The sequence below is a fragment of the Pseudomonas sp. P4_B4 genome, from assembly GCF_056402255.1.
Genome location: NZ_JBFUHS010000012.1, coordinates 128,631 through 144,111, shown reverse-complemented (window position 1 = coordinate 144,111; position 15,481 = coordinate 128,631). Strand labels below are relative to the sequence as shown.

The window sequence follows — 15,481 nt, the reverse complement described above, 5'->3', positions numbered from 1 at the left end:
ATTACTGACCGTTTTGCTCGTTCAGGACAACCTGATACAGGGCTTCGTTGCTTGCAGCACTACGCAGTTTTTCACGTACTTCCTTGCGGTCGAGCATGCTGGCGATCTGTCGCAGCAGCTCAAGGTGCGCATCGGTGGCGGCTTCCGGGACCAGCAGTACGAACAGCAGGTCAACCGGCGCGCCGTCGATGGCGTCGAAATCGATAGGGGCGTCCAGGTGCATCAATGCACTGATGGGCGAAACGCAGCCCTTGAGACGGCAATGTGGAATAGCGATGCCATTGCCAAAACCGGTGGAGCCGAGTTTTTCACGGGCAATCAGTGCCTCGAAGACATCTTGCATCTCCAGGGCCGGCACTTCGCGGGCGATCAGATTGGCAATTTGTTCGAGGGCTTTCTTTTTACTGCCTCCCGGCACGTTCACCAGGGAACGGCCGGGGGTCAGGATACTTTCAAGTCGGATCATGGGTTGGGAGTGTTAACGACCGGTTGCGCCCTGGAGGAGGCTCTGGGTCTTTTCCTTATGCTTTTTGAGTTGTTTATCCAGCTTGTCGGTGAGTGCGTCGATCGCGGCGTACATATCGGTATGTTCCGCGTTGGCGACCACTTCATTCCCGGGAATATGCAGCGTGGCTTCGATTTTCTGCTTCAGTTTTTCGACGGTCATCGTGACCTGCACATTAGTGATCTTGTCGAAATGTCGCTCCAATCGTTCGAGTTTTTCGCCGATGTAGGTGCGAAGAGGTTCGGTCACTTCCAGTTGGTGTCCACTGATGTTGACTTGCATACAGCTTCTCCTTCGTTGCCAGTGCATAAAGCGGTAGATCAGATGATCTACCACTGGAACGCTGTGGCGTGGCTCTACATCAACCGCTTGCGTTCGCTCGAAGGCGCGATCCCGAGGGATTCGCGGTACTTGGCGACGGTGCGGCGAGCCACCTGAATGCCTTGTGCCTCCAGTAAACCAGCGATCTTGCTGTCACTCAACGGCTTTTTCTGATTTTCCGCGGCAACCAGTTTTTTGATGATCGCCCGGATCGCCGTGGACGAGCATTCGCCGCCTTCGGAGGTGCTTACGTGACTGGAGAAAAAGTACTTCAGTTCATAAATGCCCCGGGGGGTGTGCATGAACTTCTGGGTGGTCACCCGTGAAATCGTCGACTCATGCATGCCGACCGCTTCGGCGATGTCATGCAGGACCAGCGGCTTCATGGCTTCGTCGCCGTACTCCAGAAAGCCGCGTTGATGCTCGACAATCTGGGTGGCAACCTTCATCAGGGTTTCATTGCGGCTTTGCAGGCTCTTGATGAACCAGCGGGCTTCCTGCAACTGATTGCGCATGAAGGTGTTGTCGGCGCTGGTGTCGGCGCGGCGCACGAAACCGGCGTACTGGGCGTTGACCCGCAGCCGTGGCACCGACTCCTGATTCAGCTCCACCAGCCAGCGCTCGTTGTCCTTGCGCACGATAACGTCAGGAACGACGTACTCGGCTTCGGTGGACTCGATCTGCGAGCCCGGGCGCGGGTTGAGGCTCTGGACCAGCTCGATGACCTGGCGCAGTTCATCTTCCTTGAGCTTCATGCGACGCATCAACTGGCTGTAGTCGCGGCTGCCAAGCAGGTCGATGTAATCAGTGACCAGGCGCTTGGCCTCGGCCAGCCAAGGTGTCTTGGCTGGCAACTGACGCAATTGCAGCAGCAGGCATTCACCCAGGTTGCGGGCGCCGATGCCGGCGGGCTCGAATTGCTGGATGCGGTGCAGGACGGCTTCGATTTCGTCCAGTTCGATGTCCAGTTCCGGGTCGAAGGCTTCGAGGATTTCCTCGAGGGTTTCGTCCAGGTAGCCCTGATTGTTGATGCAGTCGATCAGGGTCACGGCGATCAGGCGATCGGTGTCGGACATCGGGGCCAGGTTCAGTTGCCACAGCAAGTGGCTCTGCAGGCTTTCGCCGGCCGAGGTGCGGGTGGTGAAGTCCCACTCGTCATCATCATTGCTGGGCAGGCTGCTGGCGCTGGTCTGGTAAACGTCCTCCCACGCGGTGTCGACGGGGAGTTCGTTGGGGATGCGCTCGTTCCAGTCACCTTCATCGAGGTTATCAACCGTCGGAGCGCTTTCCTGGTAGGAGGGCTCCTGGATTTCAGTGTTGGGCTTTTGTTCGGCGTTGTCGGCCAAGGGGTCGGAATTGTCGAAGTCGTCGCCTTCTTCCTGGCGTTCGAGCATCGGATTGGACTCCAGGGCCTCCTGGATTTCCTGTTGCAGGTCCAGGGTCGACAATTGGAGCAGGCGGATGGCCTGTTGCAGCTGCGGTGTCATCGTCAGCTGCTGGCCCATTCTCAAGACTAGCGATGGTTTCATGGCAGGGGCTTAACACCTTATTCGCCGGCGCACATGCGCCATCCACTACAGGGCGCCGGGGCGCCAATCATAAGCAAATTATATGCCCGAAACTGAAGTGTTTGCCTAGAGCGTTGTAACAATAAAAACCTGCAAAGTTTTGTTGACAGGTTGCTCCGGCTGGCTCCCGAACATCTTTGAAGCGTCGTGTTTGCCTAGAGCGCTGTAACAATAAAAAAGAGTTGATTTTTTATCGAGATAAGCGCTCGTCGACTGCTCTGGCACCTCGGTGTCTTACAGGCGGAATTCGTGGCCCAGGTACACTTCCTTCACCAGGTCGTTAGCCAGGATGGTTTCAGCGTCGCCTTCGGCGATCAGTTGGCCGTCGTTGACGATATAGGCGGTTTCACAGATATCCAGGGTTTCACGGACGTTGTGGTCGGTGATCAGCACGCCAATGCCCTTGGCCTTGAGGTGGTGAATGATTTGCTTGATGTCGCCGACCGAAATCGGGTCCACGCCGGCGAAGGGTTCGTCGAGGAGGATGAATTTCGGGTTGGTGGCCAGGGCGCGGGCGATTTCCACGCGACGGCGCTCGCCACCGGACAGGCTCATGCCGAGGTTGTCGCGGATGTGGCTGATGTGGAATTCCTGCAGCAGGCTTTCCAGCTCCTTGCGACGACCGGCCTTGTCGAGTTCCTTACGGGTCTCGAGGATGGCCATGATGTTGTCGGCCACCGACAGTTTGCGGAAGATCGATGCTTCTTGCGGCAGGTAGCCGATACCGGCCTTTGCGCGGCCATGCATCGGCTGGTGGCTGACGTCCAGGTCATCGATCAGGACGCGGCCCTGCTCGGCCTGTACCAGGCCGACGATCATGTAGAAGCAGGTGGTCTTGCCGGCGCCGTTCGGGCCAAGCAGACCGACAATCTGACCGCTGTCGATGGACAGGCTGACGTCGCGCACGACCTGGCGGCTCTTGTAGCTCTTGGCCAGATGCTGAGCTTTCAGAGTTGCCATTACTGGGCCTTTTGCTCGTCGGTTTTCTTTTTCGGCTGGATCACCATGTCGATGCGCGGACGCGCCTCGGTGATCTTGCTGCCCGTGGCGCGACCGGCGCTGGCGAGCTTCTTGACCGTGTCGTAGACGATTTTTTCGCCCTGGGTGACGTTGTTGTCCTTGTCGACAACTTTGGCCTTGTCGATCAGTACGACGCGGTTTTGCGCGGCGTGATACTGGATCGTTACGCCCCAGCCCTGAACAGGCTTGGTATCGCCAGCTGTTTGCAATTGCTCGAAGTACGCCAGGTTGCCCACCGAGGTCACTACGTCGATGTCGCCGGTCGGGGTGCGGGTGATGGTAACGGTGTTGCCTGTCACCTTCATCGAGCCTTGGGTGATGATCACGTCACCCTTATAGGTAGCAATACCTTGCTTGTCGTCCAGTTGGGCATCGTCGGCCTGAATGCGGATAGGCTGCTGTTGATCTTCCGGCAGAGCCCAGGCGCTCACGCTTCCCAGTGCTGCGCCCAGACTGAGCAAAATCGGGAGGGTTTTAACGAGCCTCATACTGTCCTCTTACGTTCGATAGCAGGTGTATCCTGCTTTCTTTCAAATACGCCTTCATTCCCTTGCCAGTCGATACACCGCCAGCGCCGTCGATTCTAACGTCTTGCTCTGTCTGCGCATATTGCTGCTGCGGGAACACGGTCATGCGGGTGCTGGTGATCAGGGTTTTACGGTTTTTCTCGTCGAAGCGCGTGATGCGCACGTCATCGATCAGTTCGACCTGTGTGCCATCAGGGTTGACCTCGCCGTGCAAGCTCTGGACGTGCCACGGGAATTCAGTGCCGCGGAACACATTCAGGTCGGGGTTGGTCAGCAATGTCACCTCGGTCGCTTTCAGGTGCTCGACCTTGTCGGACACCAGATCATATTGCAGCTTGCCGTCCGGCAGGTACTGCACGCTGTGGGCGTTGATGGCGTAATAGTCGATCATGCTTTCATCGACCGGCGTTACCGGCTTGTCGAGGAAGCGTTCCGGGCTGATGTTCCAGTAGCCAACCGCGGCGAATATCGCCGCGATGCAACTGTACATCAGGGTGTTGCGAAACTTTTTGCTCAGCATAGTGGGCTCACAGGTACGCCGCATTGGCCGCATCGAGGCGGTCCTGGGCGCGCAGGATCAATTCGCAGAATTCGCGAGCGGCACCTTCGCCGCCACGGGCGAGGGTGATGCCGTGAGCGTGTTCACGCACGAAACTGGCAGCATTGGCCACCGCCATGCCCAGGCCGACGCGGCGAATCACCGGCAGGTCCGGCAGGTCATCGCCGAGGTAGGCCACCTGTTCATAGCTCAGGTTGAGTTGGGCCAGCAGTTCGTCGAGTACCACCAGTTTATCCTCGCGACCCTGATAGAGATGCGGGATGCCGAGGTTTTTGGCTCGTCGCTCGACCACCGGAGTCTTGCGGCCACTGATGATGGCGGTCTGCACGCCGGCGGCCATCAGCATCTTGATGCCCTGGCCGTCGAGTGTGTTGAACGTCTTGAATTCGCTGCCGTCTTCGAGGAAGTACAGGCGCCCGTCGGTCAACACGCCGTCGACATCGAACACAGCCAGCTTGATCTGTTTGCCGCGTTGCAGCAGGTCTGCACTCATTACATTACTCCCGCGCGAAGCAAGTCGTGCATGTTCAAGGCGCCGACCGGGCGGTCTTCACGGTCGACCACGACCAGCGCGTTGATTTTATGATCTTCCATGATTTTCAGCGCTTCGGCGGCGAGCATTTCGGCGCGGGCAGTCTTGCCGTGTGCAGTCATGACCTGGTCGATGGTAGCGCTATGGATGTCGATGCTACGGTCCAGCGTGCGACGCAAGTCACCGTCGGTAAAGATCCCGGCCAGCTTTCCATCGGCTTCCAGGACCACGGTCATGCCCAGGCCTTTGCGGGTCATTTCCATTAGTGCGTCCTTCAGCAGGGTGCCGCGCTGTACTTGCGGCAACTCTTGCCCAGCGTGCATGACATTTTCCACTTTCAGCAGCAGGCGTCGGCCCAGGGCGCCGCCGGGATGGGAAAAGGCGAAGTCTTCGGCGGTAAAGCCACGGGCTTCCAGCAGCGCGACGGCCAGGGCGTCGCCCATCACCAGGGCGGCGGTGGTCGACGAGGTGGGTGCCAGGTTCAACGGGCAGGCTTCGTGTTCGACGTGAACATTCAGGTTGACCTCGGCGGCCTTGGCCAGCGCGGAGTCAGGATTGCCGGTCACGCTGATCAACTGAATGCCCAGGCGCTTGATCAGAGGCAGCAGGGTCACGATTTCATTGGTGGAACCGGAATTCGAGAGCGCCAGAATGATGTCGTCGCGGGTAATCATGCCCATGTCACCGTGGCTGGCTTCAGCCGGGTGCACAAAAAATGCCGTGGTGCCGGTGCTGGCCAGGGTCGCGGCAATCTTGTTGCCGATGTGCCCCGACTTGCCCATGCCGACCACGACCACGCGGCCTTTGCTGGCCAGAATCATCTCGCAAGCGCGTACGAAATCTGCGTCGATGTGGGGTAGCAGGCCTTGCACGGCTTCTACCTCGAGGCGGATGGTGCGTTGTGCTGATTGAATCAGGTCGCTGGATTGGCTCATGTCAGAAATCGTATAGCCTGATGAAAAGGCGGCGATTATAGCGGTTATGATCGAATCCCTCACGCTAGTTCGTCGCGCATTGTCATCCGTGTTGCCGGAAACCTTCTAAACGGGGCTTTCAACCTGTCATGCAGTTGAACATGACTCGGCTTTGGCCTTGGGCGTGCAGCCTTTGCAGTGATATAGTTCGCCGCCAGTTCGGCCTGCCCGAGGAGGTATGTGCTTTCGTCAGAAAGCCAGGCGTCCGAGTGAGAGGTTGCATCGCAAGGAGTTTAGATGAGTGCCGATAACGCCTACGCGGTCGAGCTGAAGGGACTGTCCTTCAAGCGCGGTGCGCGCAGCATTTTCAATAATGTCGATATCCGTATCCCGCGCGGCAAGGTCACCGGCATCATGGGGCCTTCCGGGTGTGGCAAGACCACGCTTTTGCGTCTGATGGGCGCCCAGCTGCGGCCCACCAAGGGCGAAGTCTGGGTCAACGGTCAGAACCTGCCAAAACTGTCGCGCAGCGACCTGTTCGATGCGCGCAAGCATATGGGTGTGCTGTTTCAGAGCGGCGCACTGTTTACCGACCTCGATGTCTTCGAGAACGTCGCTTTTCCGCTGCGGGTTCACACGCAGCTGCCGGACGAAATGATCCGCGACATCGTCCTGCTGAAGCTGCAGGCCGTGGGCTTGCGCGGTGCTATCGAACTGATGCCCGACGAGCTTTCCGGCGGCATGAAGCGCCGTGTTGCGCTGGCCCGAGCGATCGCGCTCGATCCACAGATCCTCATGTACGACGAGCCCTTTGTCGGCCAGGACCCCATCGCAATGGGCGTTCTGGTGCGCCTGATTCGTTTGCTCAACGATGCGCTGGGCATCACCAGCATCGTGGTATCCCACGACCTGGCCGAGACCGCGAGCATTGCCGATTATATTTATGTGGTGGGCGATGGTCAGGTATTGGGGCAGGGCACGCCGGACGAGTTGATGAACTCGAATGAACCGCGCATTCGTCAGTTCATGACCGGTGAACCCGACGGCCCGGTTCCGTACCACTTTCCAGCGACGGATTACCGCGCAGATCTTCTGGGGAAGCGCTGATGCGCAGAATTTCATTAGTAGAACGCGTTCGCCGCTTCGGCCAGGCCGGCATCGATGTGTTGGCGGTGTTCGGGCGTTCGAGCTTGTTCCTGTTCCATGCCTTGCTTGGCCGGGGCGGAATCGGTGGCGGTTTCGGGCTGCTGGTCAAGCAGTTGCATTCGGTGGGCGTGATGTCCCTGGTGATCATCGTGGTCTCCGGGGTATTCATCGGCATGGTGCTGGCGCTGCAGGGCTTCAACATTCTTTCCAGCTATGGTTCAGAGCAGGCTGTCGGGCAGATGGTGGCGCTGACGCTGCTGCGTGAACTGGGGCCGGTGGTGACCGCCTTGCTGTTCGCCGGGCGCGCAGGTTCGGCGTTGACCGCCGAAATTGGCAACATGAAGTCCACCGAGCAGTTGTCCAGCCTGGAAATGATCGGGGTCGACCCGCTCAAGTACATCATCGCGCCACGCTTGTGGGCCGGTTTCATTTCCCTGCCGGTGCTGGCGATGATTTTCAGCGTCGTGGGTATCTGGGGCGGCTCGTGGGTAGCTGTCGACTGGCTGGGGGTCTATGAAGGCTCCTACTGGTCGAACATGCAGAACAGCGTGACGTTCACTGACGATGTGCTCAACGGGATCATCAAAAGTATCGTCTTTGCCTTTGTCGTGACCTGGATCGCCGTATTCCAAGGCTATGACTGCGAACCCACTTCCGAGGGGATCAGTCGTGCCACTACCAAGACCGTTGTGTATGCCTCGTTGGCAGTACTCGGCCTGGACTTTATTCTGACCGCCTTGATGTTTGGAGATTTCTGATGCAAAACCGCACCCTGGAAATCGGTGTCGGCCTTTTCTTGCTGGCTGGCATCCTGGCTTTGCTTTTGTTGGCGTTGCGGGTCAGTGGCCTGTCCCCGACTCCGAGCACCGACACGTATAAACTTTACGCCTACTTCGACAATATCGCCGGTTTGACGGTCAGAGCAAAGGTGACCATGGCCGGTGTGACCATCGGCAAGGTCACGGCCATCGATCTGGATCGCGACAGTTTCACCGGCCGGGTGACCATGCAGCTGGAAAAACGCATCGATAATCTGCCGGCGGACTCTACTGCATCTATCCTGACCGCTGGACTGTTGGGCGAGAAGTACATCGGTATCAGCGTGGGCGGGGAAGACACCCTGCTCAAGGATGGTGGAACCATCCATGACACGCAGTCATCGCTGGTGCTCGAAGACCTGATCGGTAAATTCCTGCTCAATACCGTTAGCAAAGAAGCTAAATGAGGAACTGTTAAATGATCTCTATCTTGCGACGTGGCCTTTTGGTATTGCTCGCGGCGCTGCCGCTGCTAGCCAACGCCGTGGCAGCCCCTTCGGCGCACGATCTGGTACAGGACACCACTAATCGGATGCTGGCCGATCTGGCGGCCAATAAAGAAAAGTACAAGCAGGATCCGAAAGACTTTTATGCGGCGCTGAACACCATCGTCGGGCCGGTTGTGGATGCCGAGGGTATTTCCAAGAGCATCATGACGGTCAAATACTCGAAGAAAGCATCCCCGGCGCAGATGAAGACCTTCGAAGAAAACTTCAAGAAGGGTCTGTTCCAGTTCTATGGCAATGCCTTGCTGGAGTACAACAACCAGGGCATCACCGTTGATCCGGCCAAAGACGAGTCGGGCGACCGTACCAGCGTTGGCATGACCGTCAAGGGCAGCAGCGGCGCGATCTATCCAGTGTCCTACACGCTGGAAAAGATCAACGGCGAGTGGAAACTGCGTAACGTCATCATCAACGGCATCAACATCGGCAAGCTGTTCCGCGATCAGTTCGCCGATGCGATGCAGCGCAATGGCAACGACCTGGACAAGACCATCAATGGTTGGGCCGGGGAAGTCGCCAAGGCCAAGGAAGCCACCGACAAGAAACCAGGGCAGTCAACCCAATGAGTGAGTCGGCAGTCCAGATGGACGAAGCGGGCGAGCTGCGACTCAGTGGCGTGCTGGATTACCGCACCGGCCCTGGCCTGCGTGAGCAGGGCAAGGCACTGATCAAGGCCAGCAAGGCTGCGGCGCTGGTGGTCGATTGCTCGGCGGTGACCAAGTCCAGCAGTGTCGGTTTGTCGTTGCTGCTGTGCTTCATCCGCGATGCGCAGGCGGCCGGCAAGGCCCTGAGCATCCGTGGGATGCCGGATGACATGCGTGAAATCGCTCAGGTCAGCGAGATGACCGAGCTGTTGGCGCATCCCTAACCCACATCTATAAAGAAGCCCCCCGTCCGAGTCCTGCTTGGCGGGGTTCGCAGGCGCGGGGCTTTTTTGTATGATGTCCGACCCGCGCGCACAGGGCGCCGATTGAGGTTGAGCATGCAGGCCAACGAAGTTAAGAGCTTTCTTGAAGGAAAGCTGCCCGGAACGAAAGTAGAAGTCGAGGGCGAAGGCTGCAATTTCCAGCTGAACGTGATTAGCGATGAACTGGCGGCATTGAGCCCGGTCAAGCGTCAGCAGCAGGTCTATGCCCATTTGAACCCGTGGATCGTCGATGGCAGCATCCATGCGGTCACTATGAAATTTTTCAGCCGCGCGGCCTGGGCCGAGCGCACCTGAGCCCAAGGGCGTCGAGATTCTTATGGATAAATTGATTATTACCGGTGGCGTTCGTCTTGATGGCGAAATCCGCATCTCCGGGGCAAAGAACTCTGCCCTGCCGATCCTGGCTGCCACCTTGCTGTGCGATGGCCCGGTGACCGTGGCCAACCTGCCGCACCTGCACGACATCACCACCATGATCGAGCTGTTCGGCCGCATGGGAATTGAGCCGGTGATCGACGAGAAACTCTCCGTCGAAATCGACCCGCGCACCATCAAGACCCTGGTCGCACCGTACGAACTGGTTAAAACCATGCGTGCGTCGATTCTGGTACTGGGCCCGATGGTTGCCCGTTTCGGTGAAGCCGAAGTCGCCTTGCCTGGCGGTTGCGCCATCGGTTCGCGTCCGGTTGACCTGCACATCCGTGGCCTGGAAGCCATGGGCGCAGTCATCGACGTCGAAGGCGGCTACATCAAGGCCAAGGCGCCTGAAGGCGGCCTGCGCGGTGCGCACTTCTTCTTCGATACCGTCAGTGTGACCGGTACCGAAAACATCATGATGGCCGCAGCGCTGGCCAAAGGCCGCAGCGTCCTGGCTAACGCCGCGCGCGAGCCTGAAGTGGTCGACCTGGCGAACTTCCTGAACGCCATGGGTGCCAAGGTTTCCGGCGCCGGCACCGACACCATCACCATCGACGGCGTCGAGCGTCTGCACACCACCACTTACAAGGTGATGCCGGACCGTATCGAAACCGGTACCTACCTGGTTGCCGCTGCCGTGACCGGCGGCCGCGTGAAGGTCAAGGACACCGATCCGACCATCCTCGAAGCCGTTCTGGAAAAACTCCGTGAGTCCGGTGCCGAAATCACCTGCGGTGAAGACTGGATCGAGCTGAACATGCACGGTAAGCGGCCGAAAGCCGTCAACGTGCGGACCGCTCCGTACCCGGCGTTCCCGACCGACATGCAGGCCCAGTTCATCTCCCTCAACGCCATTGCCGAAGGCACCGGTGCTGTGATCGAGACGATCTTCGAAAACCGCTTCATGCACGTCTACGAGCTGCACCGCATGGGCGCCAAGATCCAGGTCGAAGGCAACACTGCCATCGTCACCGGCACCGAAAAACTCAAGGGCGCGCCAGTGATGGCGACCGACCTGCGTGCTTCGGCCAGCCTGGTGATCTCGGCCCTGATCGCCGACGGCGACACCCTGATCGATCGCATCTACCACATAGACCGTGGCTACGAGTGCATCGAAGAAAAACTGCAGATGCTGGGCGCCAAGATCCGTCGCGTTCCGGGCTAGTACCTGCTGCATGGGCATAAGGACGTGCCCGTTGATTTGTTGAAGTCGAGCCGTTTTCGGCTCGATGTGTGTCCGGCGCCATTTGCGACCGGGCATGAGTACCTTGATAAGGACTGACGTTTCCCATGTTGACCATCGCACTGTCCAAGGGCCGCATCCTTGACGACACCCTGCCGCTTCTGGCTGAAGCGGGCATCGTGCCGACCGAGAATCCGGACAAGAGCCGCAAGCTGATCATTCCCACGACCCAGGAAGATGTACGCCTGCTGATCGTGCGTGCCACCGATGTGCCGACCTACGTCGAACATGGTGCTGCCGACCTCGGTGTCGCCGGTAAAGATGTGCTGATGGAATATGGCGGCCAGGGTCTGTACGAGCCACTGGACCTGCAAATTGCCCAGTGCAAGTTGATGACGGCCGGCAAGGTCGGTGCGGTCGAGCCCAAGGGTCGTCTGCGCATCGCCACCAAGTTCGTCAACGTTGCCAAGCGTTATTACGCTGAACAGGGTCGTCAGGTCGACATCATCAAGCTGTACGGCTCGATGGAGCTGGCACCGCTGATCGGCCTTGCCGACAAGATCATCGACGTGGTCGACACCGGTAACACGCTGCGGGCCAACGGCCTGGAGCCACAGGATTTCATTGCTGCCATCAGCTCCCGGCTGATCGTCAACAAAGCTTCGATGAAGATGCAGCACGCCCGTATCCAGGCGTTGATTGACACCCTGCGCAAGGCAGTGGAGTCTCGACACCGCGGCTGATTCACCTGCGCGACGTTAAGTCGCGCCCGTCTATCCGCCTCATAGCCAGAATTCTCAGGTGCCCAAGCGGAAACGACTGCTAAGTTAGGGCGCCTGAGTTTTTGCCATTCCTATGAGGTTCTCGCTATGACCGCACCGACTGCAATTCGCCGACTCAACGCTGCTGACCCGGATTTCGCGCATCATCTGGATCATCTGCTGAGCTGGGAAAGTGTGTCTGACGACTCGGTCAATCAGCGGGTGCTGGACATCATCAAGGCCGTGCGTGAGCGTGGTGACGCGGCACTGGTGGACTTTACCCGCCAGTTCGACGGCCTGGATGTGAAATCCATGGCCGACCTGATCCTGCCGCGCGAGCGTCTGGAGCTGGCGCTCACCCGCATCTCCGTGCCTCAGCGTGAAGCCCTGGAAGTTGCCGCCGCTCGTGTGCGCAGCTACCACGAAAAACAGAAGCAGGATTCCTGGAGCTACACCGAGGCCGACGGCACGGTGCTGGGCCAGAAAGTCACGCCGCTGGACCGCGCCGGTCTGTACGTGCCAGGCGGCAAGGCGTCGTACCCGTCGTCGGTGTTGATGAACGCGATTCCGGCCAAGGTCGCCGGCGTCACCGAAGTGGTCATGGTCGTGCCAACCCCGCGCGGTGAAATCAACGAGCTGGTGCTGGCCGCTGCCTGCATCGCCGGTGTCGACCGCGTGTTCACCATCGGTGGCGCTCAAGCCGTTGCCGCATTGGCTTACGGCACCGAAAGCGTGCCGAAGGTCGACAAGGTCGTCGGTCCGGGCAACATCTATGTCGCCACCGCCAAGCGCCACGTGTTTGGCCAGGTCGGTATCGACATGATCGCCGGTCCCTCCGAGATCCTCGTGGTGTGCGACGGCCAGACCGATCCGGACTGGATCGCCATGGACCTGTTCTCCCAGGCCGAGCACGACGAAGATGCCCAGGCGATTCTGGTCAGCCCCGACGCCGAGTTCCTCGACAAGGTCGCCGCTAGCATCGCCAAGCTGATGCCGACCATGGAGCGCGCCGCGATCATCGAAACCTCGATCAATGGCCGTGGTGCACTGATCAAGGTGCGCGACATGGAGCAAGCCATCGAAGTGGCTAACCGTATCGCGCCGGAGCACCTCGAATTGTCCGTTGCCGATCCACAAGCCTGGCTGCCGCAAATCCGCCACGCCGGCGCGATCTTCATGGGCCGTCACACCTCCGAAGCCCTCGGCGACTACTGTGCAGGTCCCAACCACGTGTTGCCGACTTCCGGCACCGCCCGTTTCTCCTCTCCGCTGGGTGTGTACGACTTCCAGAAACGTTCGTCGATCATTTTCTGTTCCGAGCAGGGCGCTTCCGAGTTGGGCAAAACCGCTTCCGTGCTGGCCCGAGGCGAGTCGCTGACCGCCCATGCCCGCAGCGCCGAATACCGCATCGTTGACGACAAGCAGGTGAAATGAACATGAGTAAATTCTGGAGCCCGTTCGTCAAAAATCTGGTGCCTTACGTGCCGGGCGAACAGCCGAAACTGGCGAAACTGGTGAAGCTCAACACCAACGAAAACCCGTACGGCCCATCGCCAAAAGCCCTCGCGGCGATGCAAACCGAACTCAATGACAACCTGCGTCTGTACCCGGACCCGAACAGCGACCTGCTCAAGCAAGCCGTTGCCAGGTACTACGGCGTGCAAGGCAATCAGGTGTTCCTCGGCAACGGTTCCGATGAAGTGCTGGCGCACATCTTCCACGGTTTGTTGCAACACGATCAGCCGCTGCTGTTCCCGGACATCAGCTATAGCTTCTACCCGGTCTACTGCGGGTTGTACGGCATCAAGTTCGACGCGGTGCCGCTGGACGAGCAGTTCCAGATCAACCCGGCGGACTACGCCAGGCCGAACGGCGGGATCATCTTCCCCAACCCGAACGCCCCGACCGGCTGCCTGTTGGCGCTGGAGGCGGTGGAGCAGATTCTCAAGGCCAGCCCGGATTCCGTGGTGGTGGTCGACGAGGCCTACATCGATTTTGGCGGCGAGACGGCAATCTCCCTGGTGGACCGCTATCCGAACCTGCTGGTGACCCAGACCCTGTCCAAGTCCCGTTCCCTGGCCGGTCTGCGGGTGGGTCTGGCGGTCGGCCATCCGGACCTGATCGAGGCGCTGGAGCGGATCAAGAACAGCTTCAACTCCTATCCGCTGGATCGCATGGCGAATGTCGGCGCTGCCGCCGCGTTCGAGGATCGCGAGTATTTCGACAAGACCTGCCGGTTGGTGATCGAGCATCGCGAGAAGGTCGTTGCACAGCTAAAGGAGAAGGGTTTTGAAGTGCTGCCATCGGCGGCGAACTTCATTTTCGCCCGTCACCCCCGGCACGATGCGGCGGGGCTTGCGGCGAAGTTGCGCGAGCAAGGCGTGATCGTCCGGCACTTCAAGCAGGAGCGGATTGCCCAATTCCTGCGGATCTCCATCGGCACGCCTGAGCAGAATCAGGCGCTGATCGACGGCCTCGGCGACCTGTAAACCACCGCTGACCCCTGTAGGAGCAAGCTCGCTCCTACAGGGGCTTGTCTCAGCGGCTTACTCTTCTTCTTTCTCTTTGACCGGTGCCGGCGGCGGACGCAATCCGACTTCCGCCGTCAGCTTGAGCTCCTTGCCGTTGCGCATCACCTGGATCGCGACTTTGTCGGTCGGCTTGATCCGCGCCACCTGATTCATCGAGCGACGGCCATCACCGGCCGGTTCGCCATCGATGGCAAGAATCACATCACCCAGTTGCAGGCCGGCCTTCTGTGCCGGACCATCGCGGAAAATCCCCGCCACGACAATGCCAGGGCGCCCGGACAAGCCGAACGACTCGGCCAGTTCCTGGGTCAGCGGCTGCACTTCGATACCCAGCCAGCCACGAATCACCTGGCCGTGCTCGATGATCGACTTCATTACTTCCATGGCCAGCTTCACCGGGATCGCGAAACCAATACCCTGGGAGCCCCCGGACTTGGAAAAAATAGCAGTGTTGATGCCGGTCAGGTTGCCGATGGCATCCACCAGCGCACCGCCTGAGTTGCCCGGGTTGATCGCCGCATCGGTCTGGATGAAGTCTTCGTAGTTGTTCAGGCCCAGTTGGTTGCGCCCGGTGGCGCTGATGATGCCCATGGTTACGGTCTGGCCGACGCCGAACGGGTTGCCGATGGCCAGCGCGACGTCGCCGATGCGGATGTTGTCGGAGCGCCCCACGGTGATCGACGGCAGGTTTTTCAGGTCGATTTTCAGCACCGCGAGGTCAGTCTCCGGGTCGCTGCCGATCACCCGTGCCAGGGTTTCCCGGCCGTCCTTGAGCGCCACCACGATCTGGTCGGCGCCGCTGGTCACGTGGTTGTTGGTCAGGATGTAGCCTTCCGGGCTCATGATCACGCCGGAACCGAGGCTCGACTCCATGCGTTTCTGCTTGGGCGAGTTATCGCCGAAGAAGCGACGGAACTGCGGATCTTCGAACAACGGATGGTTGGGTTTGTTGATGACTTTGGTGGTGTACAGGTTCACCACCGACGGCGCCGCGGTGGATACCGCTTCGGCATAAGACACCGGGCCCTGCTGCATGCTGGTGGTTTGCGGCGCTTGTTGCAGATTCACGTCGAGGCTCGGGAGCCCGACCCACTGTGGGTAACGCTGGATAATCAAAAGAGCGACAAGCACGCCGGCCAACAGCGGCCAGCCGGAAAAACGCAGCGCCTTGAGCATTAAGCACTTCCTGAGAGAGTTGCAGGCGGTATGAGACCGCTCATAATGACGCGCATTATACGAGGCCGC

The 15,481-nt window shown here is 59.4% G+C and carries 19 protein-coding genes; 10 read left to right on the top strand and 9 right to left on the bottom strand.

The genetic code is table 11. The features are described 5' to 3' along the window. Nucleotide 1: 1 nt before the first annotated feature. The 8 genes from ptsN to AC1DVE_RS15135 all read right to left on the bottom strand — a co-directional run bounded on the left by ptsN (nt 2) and on the right by AC1DVE_RS15135 (nt 5,967). Nucleotides 2-466 carry a PTS IIA-like nitrogen regulatory protein PtsN gene (gene ptsN / locus AC1DVE_RS15170; RefSeq protein WP_223455578.1) on the bottom strand — a complete coding sequence of 155 codons (465 nt, stop codon included), beginning with the start codon at nt 464-466 and terminating at the stop codon, nt 2-4. 12 nt (nt 467-478) lie between these two features. After that, on the bottom strand, nt 479-787 hold the full coding sequence (gene hpf, locus AC1DVE_RS15165) for a ribosome hibernation-promoting factor, HPF/YfiA family (RefSeq protein WP_007941242.1): 309 nt from the start codon (nt 785-787) through the stop codon (nt 479-481). A gap of 74 nt (nt 788-861) precedes the next feature. Further along, nucleotides 862-2,355 carry an RNA polymerase factor sigma-54 gene (locus AC1DVE_RS15160; protein WP_223455579.1) on the bottom strand — a complete coding sequence of 498 codons (1,494 nt, stop codon included), beginning with the start codon at nt 2,353-2,355 and terminating at the stop codon, nt 862-864. Between the two features lie 273 nt (nt 2,356-2,628). Next, nucleotides 2,629-3,354, bottom strand: coding sequence for an LPS export ABC transporter ATP-binding protein (gene lptB, locus AC1DVE_RS15155; protein WP_223455580.1), 726 nt, complete (start codon nt 3,352-3,354; stop codon nt 2,629-2,631). Then, on the bottom strand, nt 3,354-3,902 hold the full coding sequence (lptA, locus tag AC1DVE_RS15150) for a lipopolysaccharide transport periplasmic protein LptA (protein WP_223455581.1): 549 nt from the start codon (nt 3,900-3,902) through the stop codon (nt 3,354-3,356). The genes lptB and lptA overlap by 1 nt, the downstream gene beginning before the upstream one ends. Continuing rightward, nucleotides 3,889-4,461 carry an LPS export ABC transporter periplasmic protein LptC gene (lptC, locus tag AC1DVE_RS15145; protein ID WP_223455582.1) on the bottom strand — a complete coding sequence of 191 codons (573 nt, stop codon included), beginning with the start codon at nt 4,459-4,461 and terminating at the stop codon, nt 3,889-3,891. The genes lptA and lptC overlap by 14 nt, the downstream gene beginning before the upstream one ends. A gap of 7 nt (nt 4,462-4,468) precedes the next feature. Next, a complete protein-coding gene (locus AC1DVE_RS15140) occupies nt 4,469-4,993 on the bottom strand; it encodes a KdsC family phosphatase (protein WP_008018712.1) in 525 nt (174 codons plus the stop codon). Continuing rightward, complete coding sequence (locus AC1DVE_RS15135; RefSeq protein WP_223455583.1) at nt 4,993-5,967, bottom strand: KpsF/GutQ family sugar-phosphate isomerase; 975 nt, start codon at nt 5,965-5,967, stop codon at nt 4,993-4,995. Before AC1DVE_RS15135 ends, AC1DVE_RS15140 begins: the two co-directional genes overlap by 1 nt. Before the next feature lie 276 nt (nt 5,968-6,243). Between AC1DVE_RS15135 and AC1DVE_RS15130 the strand changes: the two genes are divergently transcribed. The 10 genes from AC1DVE_RS15130 to hisC all read left to right on the top strand — a co-directional run bounded on the left by AC1DVE_RS15130 (nt 6,244) and on the right by hisC (nt 14,194). Then, a complete protein-coding gene (locus tag AC1DVE_RS15130; protein WP_223455584.1) occupies nt 6,244-7,053 on the top strand; it encodes an ATP-binding cassette domain-containing protein in 810 nt (269 codons plus the stop codon). After that, nucleotides 7,053-7,850, top strand: a complete 798-nt coding sequence (mlaE, locus tag AC1DVE_RS15125) for a lipid asymmetry maintenance ABC transporter permease subunit MlaE (RefSeq protein ID WP_223455585.1) — start codon at nt 7,053-7,055, stop codon at nt 7,848-7,850. The genes AC1DVE_RS15130 and mlaE overlap by 1 nt, the downstream gene beginning before the upstream one ends. Next, nucleotides 7,850-8,317 (top strand): outer membrane lipid asymmetry maintenance protein MlaD, encoded by a 468-nt coding sequence (gene mlaD / locus AC1DVE_RS15120; protein WP_007970271.1) that lies wholly within the window; start codon nt 7,850-7,852, stop codon nt 8,315-8,317. The genes mlaE and mlaD overlap by 1 nt, the downstream gene beginning before the upstream one ends. An 11-nt stretch (nt 8,318-8,328) precedes the next feature. After that, nucleotides 8,329-8,982: an MlaC/ttg2D family ABC transporter substrate-binding protein gene (locus AC1DVE_RS15115; protein ID WP_223455586.1), complete on the top strand. Its 654-nt coding sequence runs from the start codon at nt 8,329-8,331 to the stop codon at nt 8,980-8,982. After that, the gene (locus AC1DVE_RS15110) at nt 8,979-9,284 is read left to right on the top strand and encodes an STAS domain-containing protein (RefSeq protein ID WP_223455587.1); all 306 of its coding nucleotides are present in this window, start codon (nt 8,979-8,981) and stop codon (nt 9,282-9,284) included. The genes AC1DVE_RS15115 and AC1DVE_RS15110 overlap by 4 nt, the downstream gene beginning before the upstream one ends. Nucleotides 9,285-9,398: 114 nt before the next feature. After that, nucleotides 9,399-9,638 carry a BolA family protein gene (locus tag AC1DVE_RS15105; RefSeq protein ID WP_223455588.1) on the top strand — a complete coding sequence of 80 codons (240 nt, stop codon included), beginning with the start codon at nt 9,399-9,401 and terminating at the stop codon, nt 9,636-9,638. A gap of 22 nt (nt 9,639-9,660) precedes the next feature. Beyond that, nucleotides 9,661-10,926: a UDP-N-acetylglucosamine 1-carboxyvinyltransferase gene (gene murA, locus AC1DVE_RS15100; RefSeq protein WP_223455589.1), complete on the top strand. Its 1,266-nt coding sequence runs from the start codon at nt 9,661-9,663 to the stop codon at nt 10,924-10,926. Nucleotides 10,927-11,051: 125 nt separating this feature from the next. Continuing rightward, nucleotides 11,052-11,687 (top strand): ATP phosphoribosyltransferase, encoded by a 636-nt coding sequence (gene hisG / locus AC1DVE_RS15095; protein ID WP_008018703.1) that lies wholly within the window; start codon nt 11,052-11,054, stop codon nt 11,685-11,687. Between the two features lie 126 nt (nt 11,688-11,813). Further along, the gene (gene hisD, locus AC1DVE_RS15090) at nt 11,814-13,139 is read left to right on the top strand and encodes a histidinol dehydrogenase (RefSeq protein ID WP_150758019.1); all 1,326 of its coding nucleotides are present in this window, start codon (nt 11,814-11,816) and stop codon (nt 13,137-13,139) included. A gap of 2 nt (nt 13,140-13,141) precedes the next feature. Continuing rightward, entirely contained in the window at nt 13,142-14,194 is a 1,053-nt protein-coding gene (hisC, locus tag AC1DVE_RS15085; protein WP_223455590.1) for a histidinol-phosphate transaminase, read from the top strand. A gap of 57 nt (nt 14,195-14,251) precedes the next feature. Here the strand turns inward: hisC and algW are convergent, their stop codons facing one another. Next, on the bottom strand, nt 14,252-15,412 hold the full coding sequence (algW, locus tag AC1DVE_RS15080) for a Do family serine endopeptidase AlgW (protein ID WP_223455591.1): 1,161 nt from the start codon (nt 15,410-15,412) through the stop codon (nt 14,252-14,254). Nucleotides 15,413-15,481 lie beyond the last annotated feature (69 nt).

What these genes read in the sequence shown, in the direction of transcription:
- algW (WP_223455591.1), bottom strand. Translation starts at nt 15,412, where the DNA reads ATGCTCAAGGCGCTGCGTTTTTCCGGCTGGCCGCTGTTGGCCGGCGTG.
- AC1DVE_RS15115 (WP_223455586.1), top strand. Translation starts at nt 8,329, where the DNA reads ATGATCTCTATCTTGCGACGTGGCCTTTTGGTATTGCTCGCGGCGCTG.
- ptsN (WP_223455578.1), bottom strand. Translation starts at nt 466, where the DNA reads ATGATCCGACTTGAAAGTATCCTGACCCCCGGCCGTTCCCTGGTGAAC.
- AC1DVE_RS15105 (WP_223455588.1), top strand. Translation starts at nt 9,399, where the DNA reads ATGCAGGCCAACGAAGTTAAGAGCTTTCTTGAAGGAAAGCTGCCCGGA.
- AC1DVE_RS15135 (WP_223455583.1), bottom strand. Translation starts at nt 5,967, where the DNA reads ATGAGCCAATCCAGCGACCTGATTCAATCAGCACAACGCACCATCCGC.
- hisD (WP_150758019.1), top strand. Translation starts at nt 11,814, where the DNA reads ATGACCGCACCGACTGCAATTCGCCGACTCAACGCTGCTGACCCGGAT.
- hisG (WP_008018703.1), top strand. Translation starts at nt 11,052, where the DNA reads ATGTTGACCATCGCACTGTCCAAGGGCCGCATCCTTGACGACACCCTG.
- mlaD (WP_007970271.1), top strand. Translation starts at nt 7,850, where the DNA reads ATGCAAAACCGCACCCTGGAAATCGGTGTCGGCCTTTTCTTGCTGGCT.
- AC1DVE_RS15160 (WP_223455579.1), bottom strand. Translation starts at nt 2,355, where the DNA reads ATGAAACCATCGCTAGTCTTGAGAATGGGCCAGCAGCTGACGATGACA.
- AC1DVE_RS15130 (WP_223455584.1), top strand. Translation starts at nt 6,244, where the DNA reads ATGAGTGCCGATAACGCCTACGCGGTCGAGCTGAAGGGACTGTCCTTC.
- lptA (WP_223455581.1), bottom strand. Translation starts at nt 3,902, where the DNA reads ATGAGGCTCGTTAAAACCCTCCCGATTTTGCTCAGTCTGGGCGCAGCA.
- AC1DVE_RS15140 (WP_008018712.1), bottom strand. Translation starts at nt 4,993, where the DNA reads ATGAGTGCAGACCTGCTGCAACGCGGCAAACAGATCAAGCTGGCTGTG.
- hpf (WP_007941242.1), bottom strand. Translation starts at nt 787, where the DNA reads ATGCAAGTCAACATCAGTGGACACCAACTGGAAGTGACCGAACCTCTT.
- hisC (WP_223455590.1), top strand. Translation starts at nt 13,142, where the DNA reads ATGAGTAAATTCTGGAGCCCGTTCGTCAAAAATCTGGTGCCTTACGTG.
- lptB (WP_223455580.1), bottom strand. Translation starts at nt 3,354, where the DNA reads ATGGCAACTCTGAAAGCTCAGCATCTGGCCAAGAGCTACAAGAGCCGC.
- lptC (WP_223455582.1), bottom strand. Translation starts at nt 4,461, where the DNA reads ATGCTGAGCAAAAAGTTTCGCAACACCCTGATGTACAGTTGCATCGCG.
- AC1DVE_RS15110 (WP_223455587.1), top strand. Translation starts at nt 8,979, where the DNA reads ATGAGTGAGTCGGCAGTCCAGATGGACGAAGCGGGCGAGCTGCGACTC.
- murA (WP_223455589.1), top strand. Translation starts at nt 9,661, where the DNA reads ATGGATAAATTGATTATTACCGGTGGCGTTCGTCTTGATGGCGAAATC.
- mlaE (WP_223455585.1), top strand. Translation starts at nt 7,053, where the DNA reads ATGCGCAGAATTTCATTAGTAGAACGCGTTCGCCGCTTCGGCCAGGCC.